Annotated in this window: 10 protein-coding genes; all 10 read left to right on the top strand. The window is 67.7% G+C overall.

Annotated features, from left to right (window positions below; genetic code table 11):
• Positions 1-113 precede the first annotated feature (113 nt).
• Positions 114-380, top strand: coding sequence for a hypothetical protein (locus VLK31_RS27995; protein WP_409171748.1), 267 nt, complete (start codon positions 114-116; stop codon positions 378-380).
• Positions 381-593: 213 nt separating this feature from the next.
• A complete protein-coding gene (gene glgB / locus VLK31_RS27990) occupies positions 594-2,507 on the top strand; it encodes a 1,4-alpha-glucan branching protein GlgB (RefSeq protein ID WP_409171747.1) in 1,914 nt (637 codons plus the stop codon).
• The gene (locus tag VLK31_RS27985; protein ID WP_409171876.1) at positions 2,507-4,579 is read left to right on the top strand and encodes an alpha-1,4-glucan--maltose-1-phosphate maltosyltransferase; all 2,073 of its coding nucleotides are present in this window, start codon (positions 2,507-2,509) and stop codon (positions 4,577-4,579) included. The genes glgB and VLK31_RS27985 overlap by 1 nt, the downstream gene beginning before the upstream one ends.
• A 12-nt stretch (positions 4,580-4,591) precedes the next feature.
• The gene (gene treS / locus VLK31_RS27980) at positions 4,592-7,933 is read left to right on the top strand and encodes a maltose alpha-D-glucosyltransferase (protein WP_409171746.1); all 3,342 of its coding nucleotides are present in this window, start codon (positions 4,592-4,594) and stop codon (positions 7,931-7,933) included.
• Positions 7,934-7,975: 42 nt separating this feature from the next.
• Positions 7,976-8,743 carry a mechanosensitive ion channel family protein gene (locus tag VLK31_RS27975; protein ID WP_409171745.1) on the top strand — a complete coding sequence of 256 codons (768 nt, stop codon included), beginning with the start codon at positions 7,976-7,978 and terminating at the stop codon, positions 8,741-8,743.
• A 52-nt stretch (positions 8,744-8,795) separates the two neighbouring features.
• On the top strand, positions 8,796-10,958 hold the full coding sequence (gene glgX, locus VLK31_RS27970) for a glycogen debranching protein GlgX (protein ID WP_409171744.1): 2,163 nt from the start codon (positions 8,796-8,798) through the stop codon (positions 10,956-10,958).
• The gene (treZ, locus tag VLK31_RS27965) at positions 10,955-12,817 is read left to right on the top strand and encodes a malto-oligosyltrehalose trehalohydrolase (RefSeq protein WP_409171743.1); all 1,863 of its coding nucleotides are present in this window, start codon (positions 10,955-10,957) and stop codon (positions 12,815-12,817) included. Before glgX ends, treZ begins: the two co-directional genes overlap by 4 nt.
• A gap of 46 nt (positions 12,818-12,863) precedes the next feature.
• Entirely contained in the window at positions 12,864-18,134 is a 5,271-nt protein-coding gene (locus VLK31_RS27960; RefSeq protein ID WP_409171742.1) for a malto-oligosyltrehalose synthase, read from the top strand.
• A 148-nt stretch (positions 18,135-18,282) separates the two neighbouring features.
• Positions 18,283-18,606 (top strand): cell envelope biogenesis protein TolA, encoded by a 324-nt coding sequence (locus VLK31_RS27955; RefSeq protein ID WP_409171741.1) that lies wholly within the window; start codon positions 18,283-18,285, stop codon positions 18,604-18,606.
• A 676-nt stretch (positions 18,607-19,282) separates the two neighbouring features.
• Positions 19,283-21,774 (top strand): pertactin-like passenger domain-containing protein (locus VLK31_RS27950; protein WP_409171740.1); only part of this gene is annotated, 2,492 nt, incomplete at its 3' end.

Below are 21,774 nucleotides of genomic sequence, written 5' to 3'. Positions count from 1 at the left end.
CGCAGGCGCTGTCGCATGTAGGAGAAGGCCTGCACCCGCATGCGCCAAAGTCCACGCGCCACTGTCGCTGTGTGCGCGCTCAATCTGTCGCGAACCACAAGGAGACAAACAAGATGAATTTCGAAGGCATCTATTGCTTCGACACGGCGAGCGTGCGTTTTGCCGTCTACCCCGAAGGCCCGCGCGGCCCGCGCGTCATTGCGCAGGTCTCCGAGCACACCCTGCGCGACGGTTTTGGCACGCGTGAGACGGGCGAACGTTTGCTCGACGTGTGCCGCAAGCACTTTCAGGTGATCGAGCCCGCCGCCATTGCCAGCTACCGCGCAGCGCAGCGCAGCCCCCTCACGCTGACGCTTGAAGACTTCGCGCTGCACGCCTGAGTTTTTGAACTTTTTTCGCACCTTTTCAAACTCGGCAAGCCCATCAGGCCCACCGTGGGGCCTGGTCACACAACTGACACGGGCAACTCTCCGACAAGGCGAGGCGGTTCAGACCGTAACCACGGCCGGCGCAAGCGTCGCAAATTGATTCGAAGCCAGACGAATAGCGCAGCCGTTCCTTGAGCAGCCGTGTCGCTGGCCTTCAATCAAGGAATGCCGGTGCCTCTGAACCATTCACTCCCAGGCGAGCGAGACGCCTACCTGTTCCACGAAGGAACCCACTCCCGCCTTTACGACCTGCTCGGCTGCCACGTGCAACCCGGGGGCGGCGCCAACTTTGCGGTGTGGGCGCCCAATGCCGAATCGGTGTCGGTGGTGGGCGACTGGAACCACTGGTCCGGCGATGCCGACCCGCTCTCTCCCAGCCCCGACCAAACCGGCATCTGGCAAGGCCATGTGCCGCACGCCGCGCTGGGCCAAACCTACAAGTACCGCATTCGCTCGCAGCAGGGCGGCTACACCGTCGACAAGGCCGACCCGGTGGCTTTCAGCGCCGAGCTGGCACCGGCCACCGGCTCGCGCATCTGCGAGCTCTCCTACGAGTGGAACGACAGCGAGTGGATGGCCCGCCGCGGCGCGCACAACGCGCTGAACGCGCCCCAGTCGGTGTACGAAGTGCACCTGGGCTCGTGGCGCCGCCACGATGGCGAGTTTCTGGGCTACCGCGAACTGGCCCATGCCTTGGCCGCTTACGTGAACAAGATGGGCTTCACGCACGTGGAGTTGATGCCCGTGACCGAGCATCCGTTCTACGGCTCATGGGGCTACCAGACCACCGGCTACTTCGCGCCCACCGCGCGCTACGGCTCACCGCAAGACTTCATGTACATGGTCGATCACCTGCACCAGCAGGGCATCGGCGTGCTGCTCGACTGGGTGCCTTCGCACTTTCCGGTCGACGAGCACGGGCTGGGCTTTTTCGACGGCACGCACCTGTACGAGCATGCCGACCCGCGCCAGGGCTTCCACCCCGAGTGGAGCTCGGCCATCTTCAACTACGGCCGGCCAGAGGTGCGCAGCTTTCTGGTGTCCTCAGGCCTCTTCTGGCTCGAGATGTACCACCTGGACGGCCTGCGCGTGGACGCGGTGGCTTCCATGCTCTACCTGGACTACGCGCGCAAGCACGGCGAGTGGATTCCCAACCGCCACGGCGGGCGCGAGAACCTGGAAGCCATTCAGTTTCTGCAAACGCTCAACCGCGCCGTGTACCGCGAGTTCCCCGACACGCTCACCGTGGCCGAAGAGTCGACCGCCTGGCCGCGCGTGTCCCGCCCCACCGACATGGACGGCCTGGGCTTCGGCGAGAAATGGAACATGGGCTGGATGCACGACACGCTGGCCTACATGAAGGAAGACCCGGTCAATCGCAAGTTCCACCACCACAAGCTGACCTTCTCGCTGGTGTATGCATTTCACGAGAACTTTGTGCTGCCGTTTTCGCATGACGAGGTGGTGCACGGCAAGGGCTCGCTCATCAACAAGATGCCGGGCGACGACTGGCAGCAGTTCGCCAACCTGCGTGCGCTGTTCGGCTTCATGTGGGCGCACCCGGGCAAGAAGCTGCTGTTCATGGGCGGCGAGTTTGGCCAGCGCCGCGAGTGGACGCACGACGGCGAGCTCGAATGGTGGGTGACCGAGCAGCCCAGCCACGCCGGCCTGCAGAAGCTGGTGGCGCAGCTCAACCGCGTGTACCGCGATGCGCCCGCGCTGCACCAGCTCGACTTTTCGGCCGCTGGCTTCGAATGGATCACCGCGGACGACGAAGAAAAAAGCGTGTTCGCCTTTCTGCGCAAGTCCGCCGACGGCAGCCCGCCGCTGCTGGTGGTCTGCAACATGACGCCGGTGCCGCGCACCAACTACGTGCTGGGCGTGCCGAAGGGCGCGGGCAACGGTGGCGGCTTCTGGCGCGAAGTCATCAACACCGACGCGGCCGAGTTCGGTGGCGCCGGCTGGGGCAACCTGGGCGGCGTTGAAGCCGCCCCCGTGCGCTCGCACGGCCGCATGCAGTCGGTGTGCCTCACGCTGCCGCCGCTTTCCACGCTGATCCTGGAGCACCGCCCGACATGATGAAAAACATATTTGCATCCCGCCACGCCAATGACGCGGCCTTGGCATCTTCTTCCGACAGCCTGATCGACAACCCGCTGGGCAATGTGCGCGCGGTGATCGACGCGGTGCTGCCCGCCGTGGACAACGGCCGCTTCGCCGTGAAGTGCGTGGCCGGCGAGCGCATGCGCGTTCGCGCGCACTGCTTCACCGACGGCCACGACGTGCTGCGCGTGCAGCTGTGCTGGCGCGCACAAGACCAGACCGAGTTTCGCGAAGTGCCCATGAAGCTGCTGGGCAACGACGTGTGGGAGGCCGCCTTCTCGCCCCCCGCGCTCGGTCGCTACGTGTACACGGTCGAGGCGTGGGTCGACCCCTTCGAGTCGTGGCGCAGCGAGATGACGCGCCGCGTCGACCCCGACGACGTGCGCATCGCCTCGCAGGTCGGTGCATTGGAAATTGCCGCCGCGGCTGGCCGTGCCGAAGGCGCCGACCGCACCGCGTTGCAACGCTGGGCGAGCGAGCTCGACGCCGTGGCCGCCGCGCCCGGCAGCGACGCGCTCTCGCTGAAGGCGCTGGCGCTCGACGACGAACTGGCCGACACCGCGCGCCGCCATCCCGACCGCCGCCATGCCGCGCGCTACCCGGTCGAGTTCCCGCTGGTGGCCGACCGCGAGCGCGCGCGCTTCAGCACCTGGTACGAGCTGTTCCCGCGCTCCGCCGGCACCGAGCCCGGTGTGCACGGCACCTTCAAGGACGTCGAAGCGCGCCTGCCCGCCATTGCGGACATGGGCTTCGACGTGCTGTACTTTCCGCCGATTCACCCGGTCGGCCGCATGCAGCGCAAGGGCCCGAACAACAAGCTGGTGAGCGGCCCCGAAGACGTGGGCAGCCCCTGGGCCATCGGCGCGGCCGAAGGCGGGCACAAGGACATATTGGCCGCGCTGGGCACGGCCGAAGACTTTCGCCACCTGGTGGCACGCGCCGCGGACCACGGCCTGGAGATTGCGCTGGACATCGCCTTTCAGTGCGCGCCCGACCACCCCTACGTGAAGGCGCACCCCGACTGGTTTCGATGGCGACCCGACGGTACCGTGCAGTACGCCGAGAACCCGCCCAAGAAGTACCAGGACATCTACCCCTTCAACTTCGAGAGCGAAGACTGGCGCGGCCTGTGGGCCGAGCTGAAGAGCGTGCTCGACCACTGGGTGGGCGAGGGCGTGCGCATCTTCCGCGTGGACAACCCGCACACCAAGGCCTTTCCGTTCTGGGAGTGGGCCATCGGCGAGATCAAGCGCGAGCACCCCGACGTGATCTTTCTGGCCGAGGCCTTCACCCGGCCCAAGGTGATGCACCGGCTGGCCAAGCTGGGCTTTTCGCAGAGCTACACCTACTTCACCTGGCGCAACACCAAGGAAGAACTGGTCGAGTACTTCACCGAGCTTTCGACCGCCCCGGGCATCGACTACTTCCGCCCCAACGTGTGGCCCAACACGCCCGACATCCTGCACGAGCAGCTGCAGGGCGGCGAGGCCTCCGTGTACATGTCGCGGCTGGTGCTGGCGGCCACGCTGTCGGCCAGCTACGGCATCTACGGGCCGGCCTACGAGCTGCGCGACCACCTGCCGCGCGACCCCGGCACCGAGGAGTACCTGAACTCCGAAAAGTACCAGCTGCGCCAGTGGAACCACGACGACCCCGAAAGCCTGGCGCCCTTCATCGCGCGGGTGAACCGCATCCGCCGCGAGAACCCCGCGCTGCATTGGGACCGCACGCTGCGCTTTCTGCACGTGGACAACCCGCAGCTGCTGGCCTATGCCAAGAGCTCCGAGGACGGTGCCAACGTGGTGGTGACGGTGGTCAACCTCGACCCGCACACGCCGCAGTCGGGCTGGATCGGCCTGGAGCCGGGCAGCGTGGGCGTGAGCCCGCCGTCGCGCAGCTTTCAGATGCACGACGTGCTCAGTGGCCAGCGCTTCATCTGGCAGGGCGACTGGCATTACGTGCGGCTCGATCCGCAGAGCGCCCCCGCGCACATCTTCGTGGTCCGTCGTCGCCATGGCGACGAGCGCGACTTCGACTACTTTCTTTGAGGTCGCCCGCACATGAATGCACCCGTTTCGCACATCGCCCTTGAAACCGTGGAGATCGACAACCGCGACGATCCGCTCTGGTACCGCGATGCGGTGATCTACCAGCTCAACGTCAAGGCCTTCTTCGACTCCAACAACGACGGCATGGGGGACTTCCAGGGCGTTACCGCCAAGCTTGACTACGTGAAGGAGCTGGGCGTCAACACCATCTGGCTGATGCCCTTCTACCCGTCGCCATTGCGCGACGACGGCTACGACATTTCGGGCTACGACGACGTGCACCCGCAGTACGGCACGCTGGACGACTTCAAGGAAATGATGGCGCAGGCGCACAAGCGCGGCCTGCGCGTCATTACCGAGCTGGTCATCAACCACACCTCCAGCGAGCACCCGTGGTTCAAGGCCGCGCAGCTTGCGCCGCCCGGCTCGCCGGAGCGCGACTTCTACGTGTGGAGCGACACCGACCAGCTCTACCAGGGCACGCGCATCATCTTCACCGACACCGAAAAGTCCAACTGGACCTGGGACCCGGTGGCCAAGCAGTACTACTGGCACCGCTTCTTCAGCCACCAGCCCGACCTGAACTTCGACAACCCGAAGGTGATGGAAGCCATCTTGAAGACGATGCGCTTCTGGCTGGACATGGGCGTGGACGGCTTCCGGCTCGACGCCATTCCCTACCTGGTGGAGCGCGACGGCACCAGCAACGAGAACCTGCCCGAGACGCACGCGGTCATCAAACAACTGCGCGCGGCCATCGACGCGGAATACAAGAACCGCTTTCTGCTGGCCGAGGCCAACATGTGGCCGGAAGACGTGCGCGAGTACTTCGGCGACGGCGACGAGTGCCACATGGCGTATCACTTTCCGCTCATGCCGCGCATGTACATGGCCATTGCGCAGGAAGACCGCCACCCCATCGTGGAAATCATGGCGCAGACGCCCGACATTCCCGAAGGCTGCCAGTGGGCCATCTTCCTGCGCAACCACGACGAGCTCACGCTCGAAATGGTGACCAGCAAGGAGCGCGACTACATGTACACCATGTACGCGGCCGACACGCGTGCGCGCATCAACCTGGGCATTCGCCGCCGGCTTGCGCCGCTGATGGAAAACGACCTCGACCGCGTGAAGCTCATGAACGGCATGCTGCTGTCGATGCCGGGCTCGCCCATCATTTATTACGGCGACGAGATCGGCATGGGCGACAACGTGTTCGTGGGCGACCGCAACGGCGTGCGCACGCCCATGCAGTGGAGCCCCGACCGCAACGCCGGCTTCTCGCGCGCCGACCCTCAGCGCCTGTACCTGCAGCCCATCATGGACCCGATGTACGGCTACGAGGCGCTGAACGTGGAAACGCAGGCGCGCGACGCCAGCTCGCTGCTGAACTGGACCAAGCGCATGCTGGCCGTGCGCAAGACCAGCCATGCCTTCGGGCGCGGCAAACGGCGCTTTCTGAAACCGGGCAACCGCAAGATATTGGCGTACCTGAGCGAGCACGAAGGCGACGTCATTCTGTCGGTGTTCAACCTCTCGCGCGCCGCGCAGCCGGTGGAGCTGGACCTGTCGGAGTTCAAGGGCCGCGTGCCGGTGGAAATGCTGGGGCGCTCGTCGTTTCCGCCCATCGGCGAGCTGCCTTACCTGCTCACGCTGGCCTCTTACGGCTTCTACTGGTTCAAGCTCACGGCCGAGGCCGACGCCCCCAGCTGGCACGACCAGGGCGTGGCCCTGCAGGAGTGGCCCACGCTGGTGCTGTTCGACGGCTGGACCAGCTTTTTCCGCGACCGCGTGATGCCGTGGCGCATCGGCATGGCCGAGCGCATGCGCAACCAGTTCGAGCTGGACACGCTGCCGCGCCACATCGAAATTCAGCGCTGGTATGCCTCCAAGGGCACGCCGATTTCCCGCGCGCGCATGGTCGACCATGCGGTGTGGGAGGCCAACGGCCAGAGCTGGATGCTGCCGCTGCTGGCCCTGGACGGCCCGCCCGGCGGCGCCACCTACTTCATGCCGCTGGCGCTGGCCTGGGAAGAGCGCGACGAAGAGCGCATGGCCGGCGTGGCGCAGGCCGCCCTGGCCAAGGTGCGCCAGCAGGCGCAGGTCGGCCTGATGGGCGACGCCTTCTACGACGAGGCCTTCTGCCGCGAGCTGGTGCGCGCCATTTCGCAGGGGGCCGAGGTGGCCACCGGCGAAGGCAAGCTGGTGTTCAAGCCCACCGCCGCCTTCGGCGCGCTGAACATCGACATCGACGCGCTGGCGGTTGGCCGCCCCAGCGGTGTGAGCAGCAACACGGCGCTGACGCTCGACGAAACCCTGTTCCTCAAGGGCTACCGCCACGTGCGCCAGGGCATCAACCCCGAGCTGGAGATGGGCCGCTTCCTCACCGAGGTGGCGTACCCCAACTGCGTGCCGGTGCTGGGCGCGCTGGAGTACATCGGCAAGGACGGCCGCACCATGACCCTGGCCATGGTGCAGAGCTACGTGGCCAACCAGGGCGACGGCTGGGACTACACGCTGGGCTACCTGGAGCGCTTTCTGCGCGACGCGGCCACCACCGACGGCGCCACCACCGCGCCCGACGTGGCGGCCACGCACGGCGGCTTTCTGGCGCTCATTGCCACGCTGGGCCGCCGCACCGGCGAGCTGCATCGCGCACTGGCCACCCGCACCGGCGCCGCGGCCTTCGACCCCGAGCCGCTGGCGGCCACCGACGTGGCGGGCTACCGCACGCATGCCACCACCGACGCCACCGCCACGCTGTCGCTGCTGCGCGAGCGCATCGACGGCCTGCCGGCCGGCGTGCAGGCGGATGCCAACACCCTGCTGTCCGCGGCCGACGCGCTGCACGCCAACATCACCGAGCGGCGCTTCGCTGCCGAGGCCGGTGGCAGTGGCGCCATCAAGACCCGCTACCACGGCGACTACCACCTGGGCCAGGTGCTGGTGAAGGACAACGACTTCATCATCATCGACTTCGAGGGCGAGCCCGCGCGCAGCTTCGAGGAGCGGCGCGCCAAGAGCTCGCCGCTGCGCGACGTGGCGGGCATGCTGCGCTCGTTCAACTACGCGCGCTGGTCGGCCCTGCGCCGCGTGGCGCAAAGCCCGGAAGAGGCCGAGAAGCTGTCCGCGACCGCCATCGCTTGGGAGCAGGCCACGCGCGAGGCCTTCCTGAGCGGCTACGCCGAAGTTGTGGTGGCGCCTGGCGGTGCGCCGCTGGACGCCGACCTGCTGTCGCTGTTCGAGCTGGAGAAGGCGCTGTACGAACTGCGCTACGAGCTGAACAACCGCACCGACTGGGTGCAGGTGCCGCTGCACGGCGTGCTGGCACTCATCCGCGCCCCTCGGGCCTGAGCCCCCGGCCCGAACTTACTTATTCCGGAAGAGACACACATCATGGAAAACTTCGGCATTCATCTGGAGCCGCTGCGCGCCATCCTCTACCAGGTGGGGGCGTTCATTCCGCGCCTGCTGGTTGCGCTGGTGGTGGTTTTCGTGGGCTGGGTCATCGCCAAGGCGGTGCGCTTTGCGGTCACCAAGGCGCTGCGCGCCATCAACTTCAACGTGCTGACCGAGCGCGCGGGGCTCGACAACTTCCTGCGCCAGGGCGGTTGGCAGGGGGACACCAGCAGCGTGTTCGGGGTGCTGGCGTACTGGCTGGTCATTCTGGCGTCGCTGCTCATTGCCTTCAACGGCATGGGGCTGAGCTACATCGCAGACCTGCTGGGCCGCATCGTGTGGTTCGTGCCGAATGTGGCCGTGGCCCTGCTGGTGCTGGCCTTCGGCTCGTACTTCGCCAAGTTCGTGGGGGACGCGGTGGGCAGCTACTTCAGGGGCGTGAAGATGCAGGACGCCATGCTCTTCGCCAAGATGGCGCAGTACGCGGTGATGGCCTTCGTGATCCTGATTGCGCTGGACCAGATCAAGGTGGGCGGCGACATCGTGCGCGAAAGCTTCCTCGTCATTCTGGCGGGCGTGGTTTTTGCGTTGGCTCTTGCATTCGGCCTGGCCGGCAAGGACTGGGCGAAGGCGCAAATCGAGCGTTGGTGGCCGCGGCAACTGGTGGTGAAGGACGGCAACACCGTCAAAGCCACGCCGCCTTCGGTCACCCCGGTGGGTGCCGTCAACCCGCCGCCCCGCTACGACGACCGACCGCCGCGCTGACCGTGCCCCCTTCGGCTTGCCCTGCAAGCCCGTGATTGCAACCGGCTCTTGAATGAAACGAAAAACCAATCCCACAATCACGGCCGTCTGGCCCGGCAAGCCTTATCCGCGCGGCGCCACCTGGGACGGGGAGGGCGTCAACTTTGCGCTGTTCTCGCAGCACGCCCAGAAGGTGGAGCTGTGCCTGTTCGACGAGCGCGGCCGGCATGAGCTGCAGCGCATCGTGCTGCGCGAGCGCACCGACGGCGTGTGGCACTGCTACCTGCCCGAGGCGCGCCCCGGCCAGGCCTACGGCTACCGGGTGCACGGCCCCTACAAGCCCGAGGAAGGCCACCGCTTCAACGCCCACAAGCTGCTGGTCGACCCGTATGCCAAGGACCTGGTGGGTGACCTGCGCTGGGGCGACGCGCTGTACGGCTACACCGTGGGCAGCAAGCGCGAAGACCTGTCCTTCGACCGCCGCGACAGCGCGCCGTTGATGCCCAAGGGCCGCGTGCTCGAAACCGCCTTCACCTGGGGCGACGACCGCCGCCCGTCGGTGCCATGGCAGGACATGGTCATCTACGAAATGCATGTGCGCGGCTTCACCATGAACCACCCCGACGTGCCGCCCGACCTGCGCGGCACCTACGCCGCGCTGGGCTGCGCGCCCGTGGTCGACTACCTCAAACGCCTGGGCGTGACCACGGTGGAGCTGCTGCCGGTGCACAGCTTCCTTAACGACCGCCACTTGGCCGAAAAGGGCCTGCAGAACTACTGGGGCTACAACACGCTGGCCTACTTCGCCCCCGAAATGCGCTACAGCGCCTCGGGCAAGGTGAAGGAGTTCAAGACCATGGTGAAGACGCTGCACTCCGCGGGCATCGAGGTGATTCTGGACGTGGTCTACAACCACACCTGCGAAGGCAACCAGCTCGGCCCCACGCTGTCGATGCGCGGCCTGGACAACGCCTCCTACTACATCGCCAACGCGGACAACCCGCGCTACTACGACGACTTCACCGGCTGCGGCAACACCGTGAACCTGGCGCACCCGCATGCGCTGCAGCTCGTCATGGATTCGTTGCGCTACTGGGCCGAGGAAATGCACGTCGACGGCTTTCGCTTCGACCTGGCCTCCGCCCTGGCGCGCGAGGCCGGCAAGGTGGAAAACCTGGGCGGCTTCTTCGACGCCATTCGGCAAGACCCCACGCTGAACCGCGTGAAGCTCATCGCCGAGCCGTGGGACCTGGGCCATGGCGGCTACCAGGTGGGCAACTTTCCGCTCGGCTGGGCCGAGTGGAACGACCAGTACCGCGACGGCATGCGCGGCTTCTGGAAGGGCGACGGCGGGCTCATCGGCGAAATGGCCAAGCGCGTCACCGGCTCCGAAGACCTGTACGGCTGGTCGGGCAAGCAGCCCAGCGCCAGCATCAACTTTGTCACCGCGCACGACGGCTTCACGCTGCACGACCTGGTGTCTTACAACGACAAGCACAACGAAGAAAACGGCGAAGACAACCGCGACGGCAACAGCCACAACGTGTCGTGGAACTGCGGCGTGGAAGGCCCCACCGACGACCCCGAGGTGGTGGTGCTGCGCGAGCGCCAGAAGCGCAACCTGCTGGCCACGCTGCTGCTGTCACAAGGCGTGCCCATGCTGCTGGCCGGCGACGAGCGCGGCCACACGCAAAAGGGCAACAACAACGTCTACTGCCAGGACAACGCACTGGGCTGGCTCGACTGGTCGGCCACGCCGGAGCGGCTGGCGCTCACCACCTTTGTCGAACGCATGATCGCGCTGCGCCGCGCGCACCCGTCGTTCCGCCGGCGCACCTTCTTCGCGGGCAAACCGGCCGCCGGAGAAACCGTGACCGACGTGCACTGGCTCAAGCCCGACGGGCAGGAGATGCGCAACGAAGACTGGAGCGACGCCAACGCGCGCTGCATGGCCATGTACATCCCCGGCGGCGGCATTGCCGACCGCGGGCCGCGCGGCGAAACGCAGCACGACGACGACTTCTTGCTGCTGTTCAACGCGCACCACGACGAAATTGCCTTCACGCTGCCACCGATGCCCTATGGCGCGTGGCGGCTGCTGGTGGACACGGCCAGCACCTCGCCGCCGCCCACCACGCAAGACACCGCCGCCCTCGCGCCCGCGTGGGCCGAGCCCACCTATCCCTTGCAATGCCGCTCGCTCGTTGTGCTGAGCCGGCCGGACGTCAGGCCATGACCATCACTTCCACACCCATTCACCATGCTCACTGCATGCCCTTCGGCGCGACCGCGCACGATGCCGGTGTGTCCTTCGCGCTGTGGGCGCCTTCGCAAGACGCCCTGCGGTTGGAGCACCGGCCCGCGGGCCGTGACGATGCCCCGCATGCCTTGCACCCCATGACACGCGACGCCGAAGGCTGGCACCGGCTCGACCTGCCCGGCGCCGCGCACGGCGACGGCTACCGCTTCATGCTGCCCGACGGCTCCTCTGTGCCCGACCCGGCCTCGCGCTTCAACCCCGACGACGTGCACGGCGCCAGCGTGGTGGTCGACCCGCGCCGCCATGCCTGGACCGACGCCGCCTGGCGCGGCCGCCCGTGGGAAGAGGCCGTGGTCTACGAGCTGCACATCGGCGCCTTCACCGCCGAAGGCACCTTCGCCGCCGCGCGCGAGCGGCTCGCCGAGCTGGCCGAACTGGGCGTGACGGCCATCGAGGTGATGCCGGTGGCGGACTTTCCGGGGCGGCGCAACTGGGGCTACGACGGCGTGCTGCAGTTCGCGCCCGATGCCTCCTACGGCACGCCCGAGGAGCTGAAAGCGCTGGTCGATGCCGCGCACGGGCTGGGGCTGATGGTGCTGCTGGACGTGGTCTACAACCACTTCGGCCCCGAAGGCAATTACCTGCACGGCTACTGCCCCGAGTTCTTCAACGACGCCTACCGCACGCCGTGGGGCGCGGCCATCAACTTCGACGGGCAGCAGTCGCGCACCGTGCGCGACTTCTTCGTGCACAACGCGCTCTACTGGATCGAGGAGTTCCGCTTCGACGGCCTGCGCATGGACGCCATTCACGCGATTCGCGACGGCTCGCAGCGGCACATCGTGCAGGAGATCCGCGATGCCGTGCTGGCCGGGCCGGGCCGCGAGCGCCAGGTGCACCTGGTGCTGGAGAACGACACCAACCAGGCCTCCATGCTGGCGCGCGACGCGCAGGGCCTGCCCGTGGCCGGCACCGCGCAATGGAACGACGACCTGCACCACGCGGTGCACGTGCTGACCACCGGCGAGCGCGACGGCTACTACGCCGACTACGCCGACGACCCGGTGCGCAGCCTGGGCCGCGCGCTGGCCGAAGGCTTCATCTACCAGGGCCAGGCCTCGGCCTTTCGCCATGGCGAGCTGCGCGGCGAGCCCAGCACGCAGCTGCCGTCGCAGGCCTTCGTGTCGTTTTTGCAGACGCACGACCAGGTCGGCAACCGCGCCTTCGGCGAGCGCATTCATGCGCTGGGCGACCCGGTGCGCCTGCGCGCGGCCATGGCCTGCCTGCTGCTGTCGCCGCATGTGCCCATGCTGTTCATGGGCGACGAGTTCGCGGCCTCCACGCCCTTTCTGTACTTCTGCGACTTCGGGCCCGAGTTGGCCGAGGCGGTGTCGAACGGCCGGCGCTCGGAGTTTGGCGGCTTTGCTGCGTTCGCGGACAAGGCCGCGCTGGCGCGCATTCCCGACCCGAATGCGGAGTCGACCTTTCTGGCGTCCAAGCTCAACTGGCGCGAGCGCGGTGCCAGAAAGCACTTCGAGCAGTTCAACGAAGTGCAGCAACTGCTGGCGCTGCGGCACCGGCTGATCGTGCCGCGCCTGGCGGGCTCTGCCGGCGCGGGCGTGTACGCGTGCGAGAACGACACGCTGCGCGTGCACTGGAAGCTGGGCACGGGCCGGCTGCACATGCTGGCGCATTTCGCCGAGCAGCCCACGGGGCCGGTGGAGCGCACGCCCGGGGCCGTGGTGTACAGCCACGGTGTGACGCAAGAGGGCAGTGCGCTGCGGCTGGCGCACGGTGCGGTGTGGGTGACGCTGGAGGACGCACAAGGTGAATGAGGGCAATGAGGGCAATGAGGGCAATGAGGTGATGGATGTGAATGACATGAACGACGCGAGCGACCTGAACAACCCGAACGGCGCCTTCCGCCGCGAAGCCGGCGGCGCACTGGCCGCGCTGTGCGCGCACTTTGGCATTGCCCCCGCCTACAACGACGCCTTCGGCACGCGGCGCGAAGCGTCGGTGCGCAGTCTGCTGGCGCTGCTGGCGGAGTTTGGCGTGCGCATCGACAACGCGGCCGACGCGCACCGCGCCCTGGAGGCCGTGCACCGCGCACGCTGGGCCGAGGCGCTGCCGCCGGTGGCCGTGGTGCCTGCGGGCAGCACCGCCTGGCATGTGCCGGTGCGCCTGCCGCTGGCCACGCGCACGCTGCGCTGGCAACTGACCGACCAGGCCGGCCTCACGCAGCAAGGCGAGGCCGATGCCAACACCCTGCACGAAACCGCGCGCACCGAGCGCGAAGGCGCTTGTCTGTGCGAACGCACCCTGCCCATGACCTTGCCGCTGGCCGCCGGCTACCACCGCCTGCACATCGACGGCCTGCCCGGAGAAACGCTGGTGCTGGCCACGCCGGGCCATTGCTACCGCCCGCCGGCCGTGCGCGACGGCGGGCGCGTGTGGGGCCCGGCCGTGCAGCTGTACAGCCTGCGCTCGCCGCGCAACTGGGGCATCGGCGACTTCGGCGACCTGGACGAACTGGTCACGCGCATGTCCGCGCAGGGCGCGGACATCATCGGCCTGAACCCGCTGCATGCGCTGTTCGCGGCCAACCCGGCGCATGCCAGCCCGTACAGCCCGTCGTCGCGCCAGCAGCTCAACGTGCTCTACATCGACGTGGAGGCGGTGGACGGTTTTGCCGACTGCGCGCCGGCCCGCCATCTGGTGCGCTCGCCGGCCTTCCAGGCCCGGCTGGCCGGCCTGCGCGCCGAACCGCTGGTCGACCTGCCCGGCGTGGCGGCGGCCAAGCTGGAAGTGCTGGCGCTGCTGTTCGAACACTTCCGTGCGCAGCACCTGCCCGAGCTGGCTTCGCCCGACGCCGACGGCCTGGCGTTTCTGGCCTTCGTGGAAGAGCGAGGCGAAGGCCTGCGCCAGCACGCGCTTTTCGAAACCCTGCACGCGCACTTTCTGGCCATCGACAGCCAGCTGTGGGGCTGGCCCGTGTGGCCCGCCGCCTACCGCAACCCCGATTCCGCCGAGGTCACGGCCTTTGCCGTGCAGCACGCGCAGCGCCTTCAGTTTCATCAGTACCTGCAGTGGCAGGCCGCGCGTCAGCTCGCCCAGGCCGCTGCGCGCTGCGAGGCGGTGGGCATGGGCATCGGCCTGTATGTGGACCTGGCCGTGTCGGTCGACCGCGCCGGCTCCGACGCCTGGACCGCGCAGCCCGTGCTGGCCGCCGGTGCCAGCATTGGCGCGCCGCCCGACGAGTTCAACCCCGCCGGGCAGAACTGGGGCCTGCCCCCGCTGCGGCCCGACAGCCTGCGCGCCGACGGCTATCGCTTCTTCACGCAAACGCTGCGCGCCGGCATGCGCGGCGCGGGTGCCTTGCGCATCGACCATGTGATGGGCCTCATGCGCCTGTTCTGGATTCCGCCGGGCCGCACCGCGCACGACGGTGCCTACGTGTACTACCCGCTGGACGAGATGCTGGCCATCGTGGCCATCGAAAGCCACCGCCACCGCTGCATGGTGGTGGGCGAAGACCTGGGCACGGTGGAAGACGCGGTGCGCGAGGCGCTGGCCAAGGCCGACGTGCTGTCTTACCGGCTGCTGTACTTCGAGAAGCTCGACGGCCAGCACCATGAGCACCACGGCGGCGGCTTCAAGCAGCCCGCCGCCTACCCGCCCGCCGCGCTGGTGGCGGTGAGCACCCACGACCTGGCCACCTTCGCTGGCTGGTGGGCCGGCCACGACCTGCGCGTGCGGCTGGAACTGGGCCTGTTCCCCGACGAGCGCGTGTTCGACAAGCAACTGCTCGACCGCGCGCAGGAGCGCATTCAACTGATGCTGGCCGCCGAAGGTGCCGGCCTGCTGAGCCGCGAGGAAATGGCCGAGGCCGCGGGCCAGGCCCTGCCGTCCACGCGCATCGTGGAGGCGGTGCATGCCTACCTGGCAGCCGCGCCTTCGGCCTTGATGATGGTTCAGCTCGAAGACGCCGCGGGCGTGGTCGAGCAGGCCAACATGCCCGGCACGGTGAACGAGCAACCCAACTGGCGGCGCAAGCTGCCGCTGACGCTGCGCGCGCTGGCCGAGAGCGAGCGCATGCAGGGCCTGTCTGCGCAGTTGCGCATCGCGCGCCCCGGCATGCGCTCGCGTGTCAGCCCCACCGCGCCGCAAGATTTGCAGGCCCGCGTGCCGCGCGCCACCTACCGGCTGCAGTTCCACAAAGACTTCGGCTTCGACGACGCCATTCGCGTGCTGCCCTACCTGGCCGAACTGGGCGTGAGCCACGTGTACTGCTCGCCGATTCAGCGCGCCCGCGCGGGAAGCATGCACGGCTACGACGTGGTCGCGCACGACGAGATCAACCCCGAGCTGGGCGGCGAGGAAGGCTTCGAGCGCTTCGTGGCCGCACTGGAGGCGCACGGCATGGGCCAGCTGCTGGACATGGTGCCCAACCACATGGGCGTGTTCGGCGCCGACAACGCCTGGTGGATGGACGTGCTCGAAAACGGACCCGCCTCGCTCTACGCGCAGCACTTCGACATCGATTGGCAGCCGCTGAACGTGGAGCTCACCGGCAAGGTGCTGCTGCCTGTGCTGGGCGGCCACTACGGCGAGGTGCTTGGCAGCGGAGAACTGGTGCTGCACTTCGAGCCCGAGGCCGGCGGCTTTGCGCTGATGTATTTCGACCACCGCTTTCCGCTGGCGCCCGAGCGCTACCCGGTAGTGCTTGCGCGCGCGCTGGCGCAGCTGGACGAATCTGCCGACGGCACGCCCAGCCTGGCCAGCGTGTCCACCGCCTTCGGCCACCTGCCCGGCCGCGACGCGCCCGAGCTCGAGCAGCGCGCCGAGCGTGCGCGCGACAAGGAGCTGCTGAAGGCCCGACTGGCGCGGCTCGCGCAGCGCTACCCCGCGGTGGCCCAAGCACTGGCCGCGGCCGTGGCCGAGCTGAACCTGGCCACGCCGGCAGCGCGCGACGCGCTGCATGCGCTCATCGAGGCGCAGGCCTACCGGCTGGCCTACTGGCGCGTGGCGACGGACGAAATCAATTACCGGCGCTTCTTCGACATCAACGAACTGGCCGCAGTGCGCATGGAGCGCGACGACGTGTTCGAGGCCACGCAGTCCTTCGCGCTCGACCTGGCGGCCTCCGGCAAGGTGGACGGCCTGCGCATCGATCACCCCGACGGCCTGTACGACCCCGCACGCTACTTCGAGCAACTGCAGCAAGGCTATGCGCGCCGCGCGGGTCTGGTGCTGCCCGCGCACGATGCGCAAGGCCGGCCCGCGCGCCCGCTCTACGTGGTGGCCGAAAAGATTGCCGCCAACGACGAGGAGGTGCCCGAGGGCTGGCACATCCACGGCACCACCGGCTACCGCTTTGCCAACGTGGCCAACGGCGTGCTGGTCGACACCGCCGCGGCCGAAACGGTGGGGCATGCGTGGCGCCGCTTCACGGGCGAGACGCAGAGCTTTCATGCGCTCTCGCAGACCGGGCGGCGCGAGGTGATGCGCAATGCGTTGTCGTCGGAGCTCAACATGCTGTCGAGCGAGCTGCTGCGCATTGCCCGCGCCAACCGCGCCACGCGCGACTACACGCTCAATGCGCTGCGCCGCGCGCTGGCCGACGTGGCCGCATGCATGCCGGTGTACCGCACGTACATCATCGAGGGACCTTCCGCGCAGGACGAGCGCTTCATCGACGAGGCCATCGCCGGCGCCGAGCGCGAGAGCAGCGACGCCGACCGCTCGGTGTTCGAGTTCCTGCGCCGCACCCTGCGCGGGGTGGCGGTGGAAGGCGCACCGCCCGCGCTGGCCGAACGCGTGCGCCGCTTTGCCGTGCGCTTTCAGCAGTTCAGCGCGCCGGTCACGGCCAAGGGCGTGGAAGACACGGCGTTCTACCGCTACTTTCCGTTGAGTTCGCTCAACGAAGTGGGCGGCGAGCCCGACCGCTTCGGCATCGAGGTGGACGAGTTTCACTCGCTCAGCACCGACCGCGCGCTGCGCTGGCCGCACACCATGCTGGCCACGTCCACGCACGACAACAAGCGCTCCGAAGACGTGCGCAACCGCATCGACGTGCTCTCCGAAATGCCCAACGAATGGGTGCTCGCGCTCACGCGCTGGCACGGCCTGTGCCGCGACCAGCGCCGCAAGCTGGGCAACGACGACACGCCTTCGCGCTCCGACGAATACCTGCTGTACCAGACGCTGCTGGGCACGCTGCCGTTCAGCGGCAAGGGCGGGCAGGGCGCATTGGACTCGGCCAGCATGCCGGCCTTTGCCGATCGCATCTGGCAGTACATGCAGAAGGCCGCGCGCGAGGCCAAGCTGCGCACGCGCTGGACCCACCCCGACGCCGACTACGAAGCCGCGCTCGAAGGCTTTGTGCGCGGCGTGCTGGAGAACGCGCAAGAGGCCGGCTGCCTGCCGGACATTCAGCGCCTGGCCGACCGGCTCTCGTGGTTCGGTGCATGGAACGGGCTCACGCTCACGCTGCTGAAGTACGCATCGCCGGGCGTGCCCGACCTGTACCAGGGCAGCGAGCTGATCGAGCTGAGCCTGGTCGACCCCGACAACCGCCGCCCGGTCGACTACGCGCTGCGCCAGGGCCAGCTGCACGAGTTGCGCGCCATGTCCGAAGGCAAGGCGCTGGCCGCGCAGGTGCAGGCACTGGCCGCCGCGCCGCACGACGGGCGCATCAAGCTGTGGTTCATCTGGCGGCTGCTGGCGCTGCGGCGCGCGCAGCCGGCGCTGTTCCGCGAAGGCAGCTACGAAGGCCTGAAAGCAGAGGGCGCGCTGGCGCGGCATGTGGTGGCCTTTGCGCGACGGCACGAGGCCGAGCTGCTGGTGGTGGTGACGGCGCGGCTGTTCGTGGAGCTGTGCCCGGGGGGCGCGCCTGCTTCGGCTGCATCGACGGGTGCTGCGACCTCATCTCCTTCATCGACCCCAACGCTGTCGCCGCCCTTGCCGCAAGGCGACGTCTGGCGCGGCACCACGGTGCGCCTGCCGGCAGGCCTGCAGGGCGCGGTGCTGGAGAACGTGTTGAACGGCGAGCGCCTCACCGTCGACGGCGACGTGCTGCAACTGTCCGACGCGCTGCGCCACATGCCCTGGGCAGCGTTCAGGGTGGTGAGCGAGCCTGTGACTGCTTGAAGGGCAGGCCGAGGAGACGCCGCAGCGCGATTTGCTCCTACGCGGACGCGCGGCTCTCCTACGCGCGGGCCGGGCGGGGGAAGGGAATCTGCGGGCAGCGAAATTGTTTCGTTCTCGCGTCCCCACCCAGCCCCTTCAGGAGATTCAGATGAAGAAGATTGTTCCCGCGCTGATGATCGCCGGCCTCATGGCAGCCACCGGTGCCTATGCCCAGTCGAACCCGCCCGGCGCCGCCGTGCCGCCCAACACCCCGGGCGTGGCCACGGGCAAGTCGGACATGGCAGGCGAGGCGCGCAAGGACCGCCGCACGCCCGGCCTGGTGAAGGCTCCGGGTGGTGACGAAGCCAAGACGCCCGAAGGCGGCGGTATCGGCACCGACCGCGCTGCCATTGCGGGCGAGCGCCGCGCCGAGACGCGCGACGAGCGCCGCCCCGGCAAGCCAAAGCCGGTGCCGGGCGGCACGCCCAAGTAAGTCGGAGCAGGGCCGAAGCAAGCGGCTCTGCGGATCCAGAGCGCAAGCCCAGGGCGGGCGGCGCTCTACTTGTATTTTCGTGGCTTGAACGCAGCGCCCCCGGGCTCAAGCACCCGGGCGCGTTCGAAGCTCGGCCGATCAGGCCATTGCGCCGGCTCTCCCTGACACAGGCGACAGAGTCACATGCGCCGCCATTCACTGGCGACCTTCCCATCTTCCTCTGCGGGCAACCACTGCCTTTTGAGCACCACGCTCAGGCGTTGTCGAGCCCATGTCGAACTGCGCAATAGAAGAAGTATTGGCTCCCATGCTGGAGTCAATGTGATGCGCGCTTATTTCCAAAGCCAAAAAGAATAAATTGTTAATTAACAATTATATTCATTGAAATTCGCAATTAATTGCGGCATCTTATCTGTGTGAATTAGGCGTCAATTCAGTTGTATTTTGTTAAAAACAACTGCTAGACTTTAAAAGTTCTCACCAAGAACTAAAAACACAAAATAAAGCACATTGGCCGAAGAAATATCTTCAGCCATGACTCGTTGCTTTTGCAGCGCTGGATTGTCACGTCCGCATTTTCAATTCGGTCGCTTTTGTGTATTGCCATCAATTGCCTGAACACGCTGGCCGAATTGCAGGCCAAAGACAGACAAATTTCCAACGAGGTAATCGCCCAGTGACCGCACCTGCAAAACCTTCTGCCCGCACCGTCAGCAGCCCCCGCACCGTTCACCCCGCAGCGGACGCGTTCTCGCGCCGATGGACGCGCGGCTGGCCCGTGGTGGCCGGTGCGGCCGCGTTGCTCGCCAGCGCCACGCCCGCCCGCGCGCAGCAGGTGGAGGCCAACGGCACGACGCAAGCCGCCAGCGGCACCGTCGACACCGGCACCGCCGGCCCGGCCGCGGGCTACGCGTTGTATGCGCATGACGGCGGCATCATCACCAGCGCGGGTCCGCTCACGCTGGTGACCGGTGGCAACGGGGCCGATGCGGCGCATGCGGAAAGCGGCGGCAGCATCACCATCGCGCCGGGTTCCAGGTTGACCGCGGCAGGGCCGAATGCTTATGGTGCGTTCGCCCACGGCGTGGGCGCCAATGGCAGCGCTTCCACCATCACCGCGACCGACACGGCCATTTCCGCGGCGGCGATCCATCGCGCCGTCGTATTCGCGCACGACGGCGGCGTGATCAATCTGACCGGCGGCTCCGTGGTGGGGGTTGAAGGGAGCAAGGATCTCCTTGCGATTGACGGCAACGCGGCCATCCGTGCGTCCGGCGTTGCCATTTCCAGCAGCGGAGACAACGGCACGGGTGCCGAGGTCGGCACGCGCGGCATCGTCGAACTGACCGGCGGCTCGGTCAGCACCACCGGGAGCACAGGGTACGGCCTCTACACGAACGGAGTGGGCGCGACATTGAGAGCCAACGGGACGGACGTGCAAACGTCGGGATTTTCCGCGAAGGGCGCGTATGCCCAGGACGGGTCGATCGCGCTGACAAACGTGGTCATCACCACCCGCGGCGTCAACGGAAACGGGGCGCACGCAGAAGGCGGCGCTTCCCTGACGCTCGACGGCGGCTCGGTCACCACCCACGGCGAGGCGGCCTATGGTCTGCTCGGCTTCGGTCGCGGCACCACGCTGACGGCCACCGGCGTCACGGTCAGGGTGCAGAACAACGGCTACACCGGTGTGGGTGCGGCATTCGGTTCCACGGTCACGATGAACCACGGCTCGGTGACCACCACGGGCGATTTGGTTCAAGGCTTGGTGACGTACGGCCCGGGTGCTTCGATCATCGCCAACGGCGTTACGATCAGAACCGCCGGTTCAGAGGCGCACGGCGCGGACATCTATGGCAGTACGCGTGTGACCCTTGCCCAAGGGAGCACCATCGTCACCACCGGTGCGGGGGCGGCGGCACTGCGTGCAGCGGTTCTGATCCCGGCAGATGCCAACCCCGGCACGGCCACCGTCATCAACAGCACGCTGAGGTCGGTACAAGGCGCCGGCATCAGGACCGACGCCACCACGTTGAACGCGCTGTTCACCCACTCGTGGCTCAGCGGCGGCGCAGCGCTCCTGCAGACCGTCAACGGCGGCGTGCTCAACCTCACCGCCGATTCATCGACCCTCACGGGTGCGGCGCTGACCGACGCGGCCTCGCACTCGGTCACCAACCTCACGCTGCGCGACGGAACGTCCTGGTCGGTCACCGGCAATTCAGAAGTCACGAGCCTGACCAATGGCGGCGAGGTGTCGACCGTGGGCGCGCGCGCGGGCACCACCCTGACCGTGTTCGGCCCGTACGTGGGCAACAACGGCGTGTTGAGGCTGGGCACGACGCTGGGAGACAGCACGAGCATGAGCGACCGCCTCATCCTGAGCGGGCCGCTGGCCACGGCCACTGGCCGCACCCAGGTGCAGGTCGTCAATGTCGGCGGCCTGGGTGCATTGACGACGGGCAACGGCATCGAGTTGATCAGTGCCGTGAATGGCGCCACCACTACCGCGCAGACCACGAGGGACGCTTTCGCGCTGACCGGCGGCCATGTGGACGCCGGTGCCTATGAATACCGCCTGTATGCGGCCGACGCTGCGGGCGAGGGAGAGAACTGGTATTTGCGTTCGACGATGGAGGTGAGGCCTGTTGCGGCAGCGCCGGCAGCAGCAACACCAGCGGCAGCATCGGCAACGCCGGCAGCAGCGCCAGCCGCAGCAGCAACACCTGTAGCAGCAGCAACGGAGACGCCAGCGGCAGCACCGGCAGCGCCAGCCGCAGCAGCAACGCCGGCGGCAACGACAGCGCCAGCAGCAACGGAAACGCCGGCAGCAGCATCGCCAGTGCCGGCGGCAACGCCAGCAGCAACACCAACGCCAGCCGCAGCAGCAACACCAGCAGCAGAAGCAACGCCAGCGCCAGCAGTAGCAACGCCAGCCGCAGCACCTGCGGCAACGCCAGCAGCGCCAGCAGCAACGGAAACGCCGGCAGCAGCATCGCCAGTGCCGGCAGCACCGGCGGCAACGCCAGCAGCAACACCAGCGCCAGCCGCAGCAGCAACACCAGCAGCAGAAGCAACGCCAGCGCCAGCAGTAGCAACGCCAGCCGCAGCACCTGCGGCAACGCCAGCAGCGCCAGCAGCAACGGAAACGCCGGCAGCAGCATCGCC

Source organism: Variovorax sp. H27-G14, assembly GCF_046156345.1.
Classification (GTDB): Bacteria; Pseudomonadota; Gammaproteobacteria; order Burkholderiales; family Burkholderiaceae_C; genus Variovorax.
This window is presented reverse-complemented; position numbering and strand designations above follow the sequence as displayed.